At 64.3% G+C, this 14509-nt stretch carries 8 protein-coding genes; 2 read left to right on the plus strand and 6 right to left on the minus strand.

What is annotated here, in order from left to right; translation table 11 throughout:
* Nucleotides 1-47: 47 nt before the first annotated feature.
* Entirely contained in the window at nt 48-1451 is a 1404-nt protein-coding gene (locus tag CL52_RS18640) for an adenosylmethionine--8-amino-7-oxononanoate transaminase (RefSeq protein WP_043222384.1), read from the plus strand.
* Nucleotides 1452-1522: 71 nt separating this feature from the next.
* Nucleotides 1523-2242 (plus strand): 16S rRNA (uracil(1498)-N(3))-methyltransferase, encoded by a 720-nt coding sequence (locus CL52_RS18645; protein ID WP_041108364.1) that lies wholly within the window; start codon nt 1523-1525, stop codon nt 2240-2242.
* A 12-nt stretch (nt 2243-2254) separates the two neighbouring features.
* Here CL52_RS18645 and CL52_RS18650 read toward each other — a convergent pair whose 3' ends face one another.
* The 6 genes from CL52_RS18650 to CL52_RS18675 all read right to left on the minus strand — a co-directional run bounded on the left by CL52_RS18650 (nt 2255) and on the right by CL52_RS18675 (nt 14509).
* The gene (locus CL52_RS18650; protein ID WP_043222385.1) at nt 2255-2725 is read right to left on the minus strand and encodes a chemotaxis protein CheW; all 471 of its coding nucleotides are present in this window, start codon (nt 2723-2725) and stop codon (nt 2255-2257) included.
* The gene (locus tag CL52_RS18655; RefSeq protein ID WP_043222389.1) at nt 2722-3774 is read right to left on the minus strand and encodes a chemotaxis protein CheB; all 1053 of its coding nucleotides are present in this window, start codon (nt 3772-3774) and stop codon (nt 2722-2724) included. The genes CL52_RS18650 and CL52_RS18655 overlap by 4 nt, the downstream gene beginning before the upstream one ends.
* Nucleotides 3767-10903, minus strand: a complete 7137-nt coding sequence (locus tag CL52_RS21650) for an Hpt domain-containing protein (protein ID WP_043222391.1) — start codon at nt 10901-10903, stop codon at nt 3767-3769. Before CL52_RS21650 ends, CL52_RS18655 begins: the two co-directional genes overlap by 8 nt.
* Before the next feature lie 11 nt (nt 10904-10914).
* Nucleotides 10915-11781: a CheR family methyltransferase gene (locus tag CL52_RS18665; RefSeq protein WP_043222393.1), complete on the minus strand. Its 867-nt coding sequence runs from the start codon at nt 11779-11781 to the stop codon at nt 10915-10917.
* A 55-nt stretch (nt 11782-11836) separates the two neighbouring features.
* Nucleotides 11837-13885: a methyl-accepting chemotaxis protein gene (locus CL52_RS18670; protein WP_041108374.1), complete on the minus strand. Its 2049-nt coding sequence runs from the start codon at nt 13883-13885 to the stop codon at nt 11837-11839.
* A gap of 87 nt (nt 13886-13972) precedes the next feature.
* Nucleotides 13973-14509, minus strand: a complete 537-nt coding sequence (locus tag CL52_RS18675) for a chemotaxis protein CheW (RefSeq protein WP_041108376.1) — start codon at nt 14507-14509, stop codon at nt 13973-13975.

Below are 14509 nucleotides of genomic sequence, written 5' to 3' on the forward strand. Positions count from 1 at the left end.
GCCGCCTTCTGCTAGGCTGCGGCGTCCCGATGAAGGAGCCCGACACCATGAGCCTGAACCAGATCTGGATGCAACGCGATCTCGCCGTGCTCTGGCACCCCTGCACGCAGATGAAGGATCACGAACAGCTGCCGCTGATTCCGATCAAGCGTGGTGAAGGTGTCTGGCTCGAGGATTTCGACGGCAACCGCTACCTCGATGCGGTCAGTTCCTGGTGGGTGAACGTGTTCGGGCATGCCAACCCGCGGATCAACCAGCGCATCCGCGACCAGCTCGATCAGCTCGAGCACGTCATGCTCGCCGGGTTCAGCCATCAGCCGGTGGTCGAGCTTTCCGAACGACTGGTGGCGCTGACCCCAGCGGGGCTCGACCGGGTGTTCTACACCGACAACGGCTCGACCGGCATCGAAGTCGCGCTGAAGATGAGCTTCCATTACTGGCGCAACTGCGGGCGCGAGCGCAAGAAGCGCTTCGTCACCCTGACCAACAGCTACCACGGCGAAACCGTGGCGGCGATGTCGGTCGGCGATGTCGCCCTGTTCACCGACACCTACAAGCCGCTGCTGCTCGATACCTTCAAGGTGCCCAGCCCCGATTGCTACCTGCGCGAGGAAGGCATGAGCTGGGAAGCGCATTCGCGCAGCATGTTCGCGCACATGGAGCGGACCCTGGCCGAGCACCATCAGGAGATTGCCGCAGTCATCGTCGAGCCGCTGATCCAGGGCGCCGGCGGCATGCGCATGTACCACCCGGCCTACCTGCAACTGTTGCGCGAGGCGTGCGATCGCTACGACGTGCACCTGATCCACGACGAAATTGCCGTGGGCTTCGGTCGCACCGGCACGATGTTCGCGTGCGAACAAGCCGGTATCACACCGGATTTCCTCTGCCTGTCGAAGGCGCTGACCGGCGGTTATCTGCCGATGGCCGCCGTACTGACCACAGACCGGGTCTATCAGGCGTTCTACGACGACTACGAAACCCTGCGCGCATTCCTGCACTCGCACACCTACACCGGCAATCCGCTGGCCTGCGCCGCCGCGCTGGCGACGCTGGATATCTTCGAGCAGGACAACGTCATCGAAGCCAATAAGCGCCTGGCAGCGCGCATGGCGCAGGCCACCGCACACCTGGCCGACCATCGCCATGTCGCCGAGGTTCGCCAGACGGGCATGGCCCTGGCGATCGAGATGGTCCAGGACAAAGCCAGCCGGGCCGCCTACCCCTGGCAGGAGCGCCGCGGACTGCGCGTCTACGAACATGCGCTGAGCCGCGGCGCGCTGCTGCGACCGCTGGGCAGCGTGGTGTATTTCCTGCCGCCTTACTGCATCACCGAGGAACAGATCGACTTTCTCGCCGAAGTCGCCGAGCAGGGCATCGACCTGGCCACCCGCGATGCCGTCACGGTCGCCGTACCAGGCCGCTATCCGGACTTCCGCGACCCGGGCTGACGGCGCACAGCCAGGGCCAACGCGCTACAATCGCGCACCCTTTCTGTGTGCAGCCGGCTCGCTCGTTACCCATGCGCCTATCCCGCTTTTTCGTCGATCTCACCCTGACTCTTGGCCGGCACGAGCTGCCGGATGCCCAGGCCCATTACATTGCGCGCGTATTGCGTCTGGGGGTCGGTGATGCAGTCCAGCTGTTCGACGGCAGCGGTTTCGAGTATCGCGGCCGGCTCTGCGCGGTCGGCAAGAAGCAGGTGCAGGTCGAGCTCGACGAACGGCTTCACGGCCAGGCGGAGTCGCCGCTGAAAATCCACCTGGGCCAAGGCCTGTCGCGCGGCGAGCGAATGGACTGGGCCATTCAGAAAGCCACGGAACTCGGTGCAACGGAGATCACGCCGATCATCAGCGATCGCTGCGAGGTACGCCTGAACGACGAGCGAGCGGACAAGCGCCTGGCCCATTGGCGGCAGATTGCGATCAGCGCCTGCGAGCAGTGCGGCCGCTCGGTGCTACCCACCCTTCACGCCCCGCAGACCCTGGCGCAATGGTTGGGCATCGAGGCCGATCTGAAACTGCTGCTGCATCCGGTTGCCAGCCCGCTCGCCGAGCACGCTGCGCCAAGCAACCTGGCGATGTTGATCGGGCCGGAAGGTGGCCTCAGCGAGGCGGAAATCGACCAGGCGCGCCAGCAGGGCTTCCTGCCGGCTCGTCTGGGGCCGCGCGTGTTGCGTACCGAAACTGCGCCAGTCGTTGCGCTCAGCGTAGCGCAGTATCTATGGGGGGACCTGGCCTGAAGGCCGGGAGCCTCAGATCAGCCCCGCGTCCGCCAGTTTCTGCTCCAGCGCGACCAGATCGGGAATACGCGCCTGCACGTCGCCCAGATTCACCGCATCGAGCTCTAGCGGGCCTAGCGCGACGTTCGCGCGCGGCAGGCCGGCATCGACCTTGACCGGACGCGGAATGCCCTGCACCAGCAGCGCGATGAACTTGACGTGATCGCGCCCGCCAAGCGCATTGAGCACCACGACCCGCGCCTGCGCGCCTAATCGGGCTTCGCCGCCGTCGGCCGCCTCGAAGCAGAGCAGCGGCAGGTTCAGATCTCGCCATTGCACCTGTCCCAGCAACCAGGCCGGCAACCCCGGCGTAGCCTGCGGCTGACGGTAGGCAATGAGCTCGGCCACCGTAACGTTGGGCATCAGCAGGTGGCGGTCGGCAAGCGGCACCAACAGACAGTTGAGCGTGGCCGGAGCCTCGGAAGAAACAAGCGATTGGCTCATGGCTGAACCCCCTGGGTGAGCGTGGCAGTGGCACGCTGTGCGAAATGGTTGACCAGCGCCTGGGCCAGCTCTCGCGGGTCCCCGCTCAACGCGCTGTAGCCGCCGTCTCGCAGATTGTCCGGCATGCTGGAGCAGGCGCAGGAATCGGCCCGCTGGGTCCAGATCCGCCCTCCCTGACGCAGCAGGTAGGCCGCCGCGGTACTGCCATCGCTGCCCATGCCGCTGAACACGATGGCCCCGCAACGCGCGCCGAACTGCTGCGCAAGGTTGAGCATCATCTGATCGATCGACGGACTGTAGGGCTCGGGCCAGCAGCGCGCACTGCGTGCCATGCGGCCATCGGCGCTGAACGCCAGCTCGTTGCCAATCGGCGCGATGACCACCTCGCCACAGCGCACCGCGTCGCCATCGCGGCACAGACTTACATGCCATTGGCTGTGCCGACCAATGACCTGGCATAGAGTCTGCTCGAAACTCGCCTCGATGTGCTGCGCGTAGACGAAGCCTACCGGCAGCCCTGCCGGCAACGCGTCGAGAAACGCCTTGACCGCTTCGGGGCCGCCCAGCGACGCCCCCAGCAACCAGACCTCAGGCGCCACCGTGCCGGGCTCGGCCAAGGCAGCCTGCAATGTCGGAGGCAGCGCCAGCCGGCCACTACCACCGTCGCCAGGCTTGCCTTGCAACACGTCCAGACGCGGCCCGACCTCCCGGCTGGGGTCGCCGACCAGACGCTTGAGCTTGCCGAACAGTCGACGCTCCCAGCGCGGGTAATGTTCCGAATGACGCTCGGGCGCATGGCCCTCGCCGAACAGCACCAGGGTGCCGTCGCGGGCGAGCAGCGCATCGACCAGCGGCGAATCTTCGGTCTGCGCGAGATCGACCAGCCACAGATCGGCCTCGGCCTCGGCGAGATCGGCCGGCTCCATACGAGCCGGGTCGCTATTGAGCACGACCTGATAACCATTGGCGCCAAGCGCCTGCTGCAGGACGTGCCGCTGCAGCGAGGTGTCGGCGAGCACGGCGATGCGAGCGGAACTGGACTCAGGCATGACCGTGCACCAACTGTTCGATACTCTCCAGCAAGAGCGACTCCTGATAGGGCTTGCCCAGGTAATGGTTGACGCCAATCGCCAGCGCCCGCTCACGGTGTTTCTCGCCGGTACGCGAAGTGATCATGATGATCGGCAGGTCCTTCAGACGCTCGTCATGGCGCACCAGCGCCGCGACCTCGAAGCCGTCCATGCGTGGCATCTCGATGTCCAGCAGCATGATGTCCGGCTTGCGTTCCTGCAGTTGACTGATCGCATCGACGCCATCCTTTGCGGTCATCACGTTCATGCCGTTGCGCTCGAGCAACCGGCTGGTCACCTTGCGCACGGTCACCGAATCGTCGACCACCATCACCAGCGTCGGCCGCCCATGTTCGGGCTCGACCGACTCGGGCACCTGCGGCAGCAGTTGCGGACGCTGCTGGATCAGTTGCTGCGCGTGTTGCAGGCGAATGGTCGCCAGCAGGTCGAGAATCACCACCACGCGTCCATCCCCGAGAATGGTGGCCCCGGAAATGCCCGCCACTCCGGCGAACTGCGCGCCCAGGCTCTTCACCACGATTTCACGCGAACCGGCGAGACTGTCCACCTGCACAGCAACGCTGTGGTCCTTGGAGCGCACCAGAATCACCGGCAACGGCAGGCTTTGCCCGACCAGCTTGGGTCGCTGACCATTGTTCAACAGGTCCCCCAGGTAGCGCAGTTCGTAGGCCTGGCCGGCATACTCGAAGCGCGGCGCACCGGGCTGGTAATAGGCCTCGAGTTCATAGGGCGAGACCCGCACGATGCCCTCGATCGTGTTGAGCGGAATCGCGTAGAGATCCTCGCCCGAATACACCATCAGAGCCCGGTTCACCGACACGGTGAACGGCAGGCGAATCAGGAAGCGGGTACCCTGGCCCGGCGTCGACTCGATACTCATGGAGCCACCGAGCTGCTTGACCTCCGAGTGGACCACGTCCATGCCCACGCCCCGCCCGGAGATCTGGGTCACCTGCGCAGCCGTGGAAAATCCGGCTTCCAGAATGAACTGCAGGATCTCGTGCTCGGTGAGCTCGCTGTCGTTGGTCATCAGCCCCCGCTCGATCGCCTTGCGCCGGACCGCCTCGAGATTGATGCCACCGCCGTCGTCGCTCAGCGTCAGCAGGATGTCGCCACCCTCACGGCCGAGATCCAGACGAATCGTGCCTTGCTCGGGCTTGCCGGCTGCCCGCCGGGCGGCGGTAGCCTCGATCCCATGGTCGACCGCATTGCGCAGCATGTGCTCCAGCGGGGCGACGATGCGCTCGAGCACGCTGCGGTCCATCTCGCCATTGGCGTTGCCGACCACGAATTCGACCTGCTTGCCCAGCTCGGAGGCAACCTGCCGGACGATGCGCCGCAGGCGCGGTATCAGCCGCTCGAACGGCACCATGCGGGTGCGCATCAGGCCTTCCTGCAGCTCGGTATTGACTCGCGCCTGTTGCAACAAAAGCGTTTCGGCATCGCGGTTGCGCGCCGCCAGCGTTTCTTTCAGATCGAGCAGGTCGGAGGCCGACTCGAACAGCGAGCGCGACAGCTGTTGCAGCTGCGAATGACGGTCCATTTCGAGCGGGTCGAAGTCATCGTAGCCGGCGCGCTCTGCCTCGGCCTGATAGCGGCTGAGAATCTGCGCCTGGGTTTCGGTGTCGAGGCGACGCAACTGATCGCGGACCCGCTCGATGGTGGCTTCCATCTCGCTCAGCGTGAAGCTCACATCGCTGACCTGCTGCTCGACCCGACCACGGAAAATCGAGGTCTCCCCGGCCAGGTTCACCAACCCTTCAAGCAGCTCGGCCGGAACCTTGATCATCTCCTGCGGTGCCCTGCGCGCCGCGGCGTCCTGGGCTGCCTGCTGGGCACGTCGAATGAAAGGCAGAACCTTGGCCGGCGTATGGTTGGCCAGGTCGTCCGCCGCACTCGCGGCGACGATGGGCCGTGGCAGCTGCGCGACCACAGCAGGCTCGGTGCTCTCGGCAGCGCTCGCTGTCTCGCCGTCACTGGCCAGAACTTCCTTGAGTTGATCGACAGCGTTCTGCAGCGCCTCATAACCACGCTGCACATCCAGATGCAGGCTATCGGCCCAGGGCGCTCCCTGCTGTTGCGCCTCGGTCAGACGCTGTTCGAGGTCATGCGCCAGATTGCCCAGGTCCGCCTGGCCGGCCAGACGGGCACCTCCCTTGAGCGTGTGAAGGATGCGCAGCATCTCGCCGAGCTGCCCTCCGTCCGCTGCCGCGCCGTCAAGGCGGCCCAAGGCAGCGTCCAGCTCCTCGAGCAGTTCGTCGGCTTCCTCGACGAAGATGTCCAGAATCTCCGCTTCGGCAGCTGCATTCGGCTGGCTGGCGGCACGCAGCGTGACCGTGCTTGGCTCGCTCAGTTGCTCTTGAGGGTTGAGACGGAAGTGCCGAATCGCCTCGATGTGGGCGTTCCCGTCAGGGATGGGAGCGCCGTTGCGTAGCGCCTCGAGCATGGCAGCGAGTGCATCCTGCGCACCAAGCAGCAGCTCGAACAGCACCGGACTGGCCCGGTAACGGCCAGCGCACAGACCTTCGTAAAGAAACTCCAGTTCATGAGCGAGATCGCCTACCTCGCGGACCTCGGCCATGCGCGCACCGCCCTTGAGCGTATGCAGATCGCGCTGCAAGGCTTCGAGCTCAAGACTGTTGTCGACATCGGCCATCCAGCGATGCAGGCCGGCTGCAGCGCTTTCGATCAGATCGAGCCCTTCCTCGAGGAAGATTTCCACCAGTTCGGGGTCGTGCTCGGGTGATACGGCAGGCACCGAAGACTCGTCTGCCATGGCCCGTGGGAGCGACGCGGGTTCGTCGGCCCCGACGCCCACATCCGTTTCGGTCTCCGCGGCTTCGGCTTCGGCTTCGGCTTCGGCTTCGGCTTCGGCTTCGGCTTCGGGCACAGCTTGGTCCAGCGGCTCGTCGACGAGAACATCGGATTGTTCGTCGGCCGGCAACGTCGATTCGGCTTGCAGGCGATCGACCGGCTCATCAAGCTCGGTCATCGCGCCCTGCCGATAGGCCCTGATCGCTTCGATCAAGGGTGCGGCAGAAACCATCGGCTCGTGCGCCTGTAGCTGCTCGAGCTGCTGGGCCAGCTGGTCGTGGCTGCGATGCAACAACCCGGAGAGCGCACCCGAGTAGGCATAGCGCCCGTCGGCCAGCCCTTCGTAAAGCGACTCGAGTTCGTGAGCCAAATCGCCTACTGGACGGACTCCCGCCATGCGTGCGCCGCCCTTGAGCGTATGCAGATCGCGCAGCAACGAGGACAGGGTCAACTGATCAGACGGCTCGGCCAGCCAGCGCTCCAGCGCCTCACCGGCGCTCTCCAGCAGGTCCACCGCCTCATCGAGGAAGATCTCGACCATATCCTGATCAAAATCTTGCGGTTCGGCTTCGGCTTCGGCTTCGGCTTCGGCTTCGGCTTCGGCTTCGGCTTCGGCTTCGGCTTCGGCTTCGGCTTCGGCTTCGGCTTCGGCACTAGATGATGCAGGCTCCAGAACCGGCTCATCACACTGCACGGGCTCGCTGACATTCAGCGTTGTCTCGGGCCGTGCCGCCTGACGCAGCCCCTGAAGGCGCTCGACCAACTCGGGCTGCGGCGTGACCTGCAGGGCCGCCGCCACCTGATCCATCATCCCGACAAGAGCCTCATGTGCGGCCTCGACGGTATCGAAAAACTGCTCGTCGAGCAGCAGACGGCCCTCTTGCGCCAAACCATAAAGCGCCAGCAGCGCCTGGCACAGATCGTCCATCTGCGGCAGATCGGCCATCTGCGCGCCGCGGCCCAGTGCGGCCAGCTCATCGAGCAGAGCGGTGAGTTCCTGACGCTCGGAGGGATGGTCGCGCCAGCTGCGCAGCAGTGCCTCGGCATCGAGCAGAATATCCATGCCTTCGGCCAAGAAGCGGGCGATCACACTAGGGTCACGCGCTTCGCCCTTGTCATTCTCGGTGCGTGAAGCCGCCTCGGCTAGGCGGCGCTGGTGCAACGCCTGGACGCGCTCGAGAAACGCGTCTGTGCCCGGGATGGCCGCCAGCGGCTGCTCGTCCAGATTCGCCAGCCCCTGGCGCAGCAGCTGCTCGGCATCGTGCAGCAGCTCTGCCTCGGCCAGGTCGATCTGCAGCAGGTTGTTCTTGAACTCCTTGACCATCCTCTCCAGTGGCGTCGCGATCTCCGCCACGGGCAATACACCGGCCATGTGCGCACTGCCTTTGAGCGTATGCAGGGCACGTTGCAACGCATCGGTCACCGGCTGAGGAAGGGACTGCGCGCAATCGGCGAGAAAACCGACCAAGGTCGCCAGATGTGCCTCCGCCTCGTTGCGGAATATTTCCAGCAACTGCGGATCAAGCTCGTCGGCGACCGGCAGTTCAAGAGCCGACGCGGACGAAGTGGTTGGCTGGGCCGGCATGATGGCCACAGGCGCCTCGCCTCTGGCCAGCGCATGCGCGGCGGCAGCCAGACGGTCGACATCGTCGCGCTGGCGCTGGGCCTTGCCGGCGAACTCTTCGACAAGCTCGGGCATCAACGCCACCACATCAGCCACTACATGCTGTACCGCTTCGTCGGTCTGGATACTGCCGTCGAGGACCCGATTGAGTAGGTTCTCGATCGACCAGGCCAACTCGCCGATCACCAGTGCGCGAACCATCCGTCCACTGCCCTTGAGGGTATGGAATGCGCGGCGGATCTCCACCAGCGCATCACTGTCATCGGCTGCAGCCCAGGCCGGCAGGTTCTCGCCGATCGTCTCCAATACCTCGGCAGCCTCCTCGATGAAGACCTCGAGCAATTCGTCGTCCACCGGCTCTTCGTCCGCCGGCGGCGGCAACAGGCTCGGCGGGGCATCCTGCGCCGGCGGGTTGATACTGGCTACCGGGGCGGCCATCACATCTTCAAGGGTGACCTGCTCCGGCTCGCTAGTGTGTTCCACCGTTTCCGCCGCCAGCGGCGGGAGCTCAACCTCCGGCAGTTGCAGATCGAGCAGCTCGCTTTCATCCCAGCTGGCAGGCCGGGAGTCGGAAACCGTCTCGTCGAACAGCGCCCAGGCCTCTTCGGAAGCAACCTCCGCCTGCATGAAGTCGGAAGAGAGGGCCGCGTCATCATTGGCCAACGCCGCCTCTTGAGAGCCTTGGCTGTCGACGGGCAAGTCGCTCGACCCCAGCGTCGCATCGCCGCTGTCGGCTATGACCGGAAGCTCCGGTTCAATTGCCCAGGGATCGGACGGCTGGGTGTCGAAATCGATTTCCTCGACCAAGAGCTCGGCCGACAACGCGATTTCGTCGTTCGACGCGTCAGCGGCAACGAGCCATTCCTCTCCGGCCCCTGCCGCCGGCTCATCCGCAGGGAGCACCTCGATCTCGTCGGGCTCGTTCGACACCGCGTCGGCACTGCTGCACGTCTCGGCGTGCGCGGGGCCCTCAACCGGATAGCCCAGATCCGCCAAGCTGTCCGCGGCGACATCTAGAATCAGATCGCCCTGGCTGCCACAATCGTCGGCCAGTCGCTCCAGGTAGTACTCGACGCTGGTGATCGCATCGGCCAGGGCGTCGAGGCTCTGCCAGTCAGGTACCGCCTTGCGGGCCAGCAGCTGTTCTTCGATGTAGCCGTTGCAGGCCTGCAACAAAGCTGCCGCGCGCTGCAGGGGGATCATCGCCAGGCCGCCACGCGCTTGGGTAAGCAATTCAGGCACCCGCGCCAGATGCTCGTGGTTCCATTGCGAGGCAATGAATTCGATGATGGCGTCCTTCGCCTGTTCCAGGGCCGTGCGCGCTTCCTTGATCACCAATTGATGAATGCGCGCGACGTCGGTCGTCGGCAAATGGCTGTCTTCGCCCCGATCCTCGCTCGAGCCCACCATGCCGGCAAGCGTGGCCTCGACATAGAGCAGTGCGCCGGCGATGTCCATCAGGACTGCATCGTCCGGCTCGCGGTCGCCATCGACCAGCGCCTGTACCAATACGATCTGGTCAAGAATGATCCGACGCGGTTGGGCGAAGCCCAATACCGCCAGCGTGTCGGCAATCTGCTTGAGCGGTGCCGGGAGTCCGAGCAACTCGGTCAGTATCTTGCGCTCGCTGCGAACGAAAAGATCGAGACTGTCCTTGACCCTGACCAGCTCCTCGCAGAGCGCGGCAACCACAGAGCGCATGGCGCCCCGGTCAGGGCCGGCCAGCTGCGCGCGTTCCTGGTCGACGATCGCGGTGTCCGGCAGCGCTTCGTCTAGGCGATATTGCTCCTTGACCGCGAGCAGCCGGGACGACTGCCCGGGCGCCTTGGCCACGTAGAACAACAGATTCTTGATCAGCTCTTCCGGAGCCGGCTGATTGAGGCCGTCCACGCCCTGCTCGACCAGACGTTTGAGCTCACGGTCGACTTGGCGTAGCAACGTTCGGATGGATGCACCATTGGCAACGCCACCGCTGGCGAGCCCTTCGACGAGCGCCGCGGATATCTGCCAGAGCGGCGCGAGCGGCGCGTCCTTGCATAGCTGTTCGAGCCGGACGAACACCCTCGCCATATAGCCGAGGTTGGTTGCCAGGTCCTGGTTGCGAATGATCCCGACCAGCGCCGTCTGTTGCATCTGGCGCAGCTTGCGCAGCAACCCCGGCAGGTCGTCGGTCCGCAATCGCTCCACCGACTCGCGCGGCAGCGCCGGCAGCCGGCTGGACAGATCGGGAGCGAACAGGCTGGTTTCCGAAAGCAGCTTTTCTCCGCGTGCGGCACGCAGGTCGTTGAGCAAGGGCAGCACGACCATAGGCAGGTCGCGCCGCGCGCTCTGGATCCGATCCAGGTAAGCAGGCAGCTGCAGGATCGACTGCATCAGGACCTCGAGCGACTCGGTGCGATTGGCCACACGCTCCTCGAGCAATGCGCGAGCCAGCTGCTCCATCTCTTCGGCGAGCAGCGCAGCACCGAAGAACTCGACCATCTGCAGCGTACCGTGGACCTGATGCACATAGGTCAGGCAGAAGCCCATCTGAGTCGGGTCCGCCGGCGACTCAACATAGGCTTCGAGCGCCTGGCGTGCCTGCTTAAGCGTCTCGGCGATCTCGCCTTTCACCCACTCCAGGGCGACATAATCGTGCCGATCACCCATAGCGACTCCGCTCATTGTTTTTTCCGGATAAAGGCCAGAACCCGATCGTCGTCCAACGGCGTCAGGTCCGGATGTTGCCAAGTTGCCATTTCGCCCACCCCGATCAACAGTAAGCCGCCAGGCGCAAGCCGTTCAGCGAGCCGATTGAGGATCTCGCGCCGACGCCAGCGTCGGAAATAGATCAGCAGGTTCTGACAGAAGATGACGTCGAGGCCGGACATTGGCGCGTCGGCCAGGTCCAGCACGTTCAGCTTCGCAAAGCAGACGCGCGAGGCCAGCGTAGCGGTGACTTGGAAGCGACTGTCGGCGACGCTCTGAAAGTAGCGTTCCCTACGCTCAATCGGGACCTGCTCCAGGCGCCTGCCCGCGTAAGTCGCCTCACGGCATTTGCCCAGCGCGCTGAGGCTGATATCCGTCCCGGTGACGCCGAAACTGCCGCTAACCGAGGCTTCACGCAGCACCTCGGCTGCACTCATGGCCATGGAATAGGTCTCTTCGCCGCTGGAACAACCAACGCTCCACAGCGACCAGGGTCTGCGCATCCCTTCGCGGGCCAGGCGGCCGGCCAGGTAAGTCTCCAGGGCGAAAAACGAGGGCGGATGCCGAAAGAAACAGGTTTCCTGCACCGTCAGCCGATCCATGAGGGTCGACCACTCCACCGCGCCGCGGGGACCGTCGGTCACCCGCCGGTAATAGCTCGCGTAATCACCGACACCGACCTCGCGCATGCGCGCCCGGAGGTTTGTCTGGAGAAAGGCGCGACGCCCCTCGTTCACCACCATGCCGGAGCGCTCTTCGAGCAGCATCTGCCAATCACGAAATTCCGTGAGCGACATATCGACCGGGGGTTCGAGCGACCAGTCAAACTGCGGCTGCATGTCGTGCCCTCGTTCAAGACCGGCGACGGCAGGTTCAGCCGCCATCGCCCAGCGCTCAGGCCTGTCCGTTCGTTTCCGGCAAGGTGAAGCCCGAAACCGACTGACGCATCTCGTTGGCCATCTTCGCGAGGTTACCGATGCTCTTCGCCGTAGCGGTGGTACCCGAGGACGTTTGCGAAGTGATCTCCTGGATCACGTTCATGGTGTTGGAAATGTGGCCGGCCGAGGATGCCTGCTGACGCGCCGCGTTGGAAATGTTCTGGATCAGCGCCGCAAGCGTCTTGGATACCTTCTCGATCTCTTCCAGGGCGACACCCGCGTCCTGCGCCAGGCGCGCTCCACGCACCACCTCCGCAGTGGTCTGTTCCATCGAAATCACCGCCTCGTTGGTGTCGGTCTGAATGGTCTTGACCAGCGCCTCGATCTGTTTGGTAGCCGCCGAGGAGCGCTCTGCCAGACGCTGAACCTCGTCCGCTACCACCGCGAAGCCACGACCCGCATCGCCCGCCATGGATGCCTGGATCGCGGCGTTGAGCGCGAGGATGTTGGTCTGGTCGGCGATATCGTTGATCAGGCTGACGATGTCCCCGATCTCCTGTGACGACTCCCCGAGACGCTTGATTCGCTTGGAGGTGTCCTGAATCTGCTCGCGGATGTTGTCCATGCCGGTGATGGTGTTATGCACCACCTCATTGCCCTTGTTGGCGATGGCTACCGAGCGCTCTGCTACCGCCGAGGACTCCGCGGCGTTGGCCGATACCTGGTCAATGGACACCGCCATCTCGTTCACCGCAGCCGAAGCCCCGGCGATTTCCTGGGCCTGATGCTCGGAAGCCTCCGCGAGGTGCATCGCGGTTGCCTGGGTTTCCTGGGCCGCACCGGACACCTGCACCGCGGTCTGGTTGATCGTCGCCACCAGTTCGCGCAGCTGATCGATCGAGTAATTGATCGAGTCGGCGATGGCGCCAGTGAAATCCTCGGTCACGGTCGCTGCCACCGTCAGGTCGCCGTCTGCGAGGTCGCCGATTTCATCGAGCAGCCGCAGGATCGCGGCCTGGTTACGCTCGTTCTTCTCCGCCGTCTCGCTGAGACGCCGACGGGCCTCCCGAACCATGACCAGACCGATCAGGATGATCGCCGCCAGAGCCAGCGCACCCAGCACATAGCCAGCAAGCGTATTCAGGTAGCGCGCATCGGCGCGCGCCTGCAGACCGCCGGACAGCGCCGAGGTCTTGTCGAGCAGGGTTTGCGAGACTTCAAAGATGCTATTCGCCGACTCACGCACCTGGAACAGCTCAGGCGAGGTTTCGAGAATTTCGTCTACCGAACCGGAGACGAACTGGAACAACTCGGAAATCTCGCCCAGGCGGTCCAGGGCTTCCTCGTCGGACACCTTGGAGATGCCCATGGCAACGTTGCCTTCGAGCATCGCATTCAATACCCGGCCAAAGAGGCTGGCGTCGCGACCAAACATGTCCGCCGCCTGTACCGAATCCTCGTCGCCGGAAAGTACCTTGTTGACAGAGCCAAGAATACGTTCGGCGAGCAAGGACTGGCGCTGAGCGACCGAAACCTGCGCAGCGGGTGCGCCGCTTTCGAGCAGGATGTCGACCACCTCTTCGTATTCGACCTGCAGCTGCGGAATCGTCTCGGCGAGCGTCGTGGCGACCTGATGCAGTGAGAGTACGGTCTGCTCGCTCGCCAGGATGGCGTCGGTGTCGCGGCGCAGGGTGTTCCAGTCCTGCTGCACGGCCTCGACTTCGGTCGCCAGCGACTGCGGCACAGGCGGCAGGCCGATGGCCTCATCGCCCTGAGCGAGGTAGCCCCAGCGCTTGTCGAATTCGTTGCGTGCTTCCTTGAGAGACACGAAGGCTTCTTGCGTACCGGCCGCGGCTTCAACCGCGTTCTTCGCGATACGCTGGGACAGCACTCGCAGCTCGCCAGCATGGGCGATGTATTCGTTGTCGTAATCGGCCTGCGTATTGATGTACGCGAAGTTCGCGAACAGCAATACGATGGCAACGATCAGAACGACGAAGAGACCCGTGATGAGCGTGTTGCTCCGCACTCCGCTCAACAAAGCATTGGCATTGATCTTTCTCATTATCCGAGCCCCCGCCTGGCCCCCAGTACGCTTCCATCAAGAACCAAAAGGCCGGCCCAAGGCCGACCTCGCCTACAACTCATCCGTTTAGCACGACACATCCATGAATGACGGATGCCCAACCAGAGCGTGCGGACTGAACACCAACCAGGGCTGCTCGCGCTGAAAAACACCGTGCAGGAAAGGCTGGATCGCCGCTTCCACTGGCGGCAGCTCCTCGGAGTAGGCTTCCACCGGGAAATGCTGCATGCCGAAGACCTCGTCCACGGTCAGCCCCGCGAAAACTTCCTGGTGATCGACGATCAGCACCCGCCGCTGCTTACGCAGTGGCGCCAACTCGTACCCCAGGTAACCGCACAGATCCATTACCGGCAACAGCCGGCCTCGCACGTTGGCCACTCCCTTCACCCAATCCTTGACGCCTGGCAGAGCGGTGAAACGAGGCTCGTGGAGAATTTCGCTGACCTCCCCCATCGGCGCGACAAACAGCCGCCCGCCCATACGAAATCCGATCCCCCCCCAGGTCTGCACCGCCTCCTGTTGCGAGGGCAAACCGGCAGCCGATGCGCGCGACCGCGCATCAAGCTCAAGCAATCGCTGGAAGGGTGTCTGCTGTTCCGACAT

The organism is Stutzerimonas balearica DSM 6083, assembly GCF_000818015.1.
GTDB lineage: Bacteria > Pseudomonadota > Gammaproteobacteria > Pseudomonadales > Pseudomonadaceae > Stutzerimonas > Stutzerimonas balearica.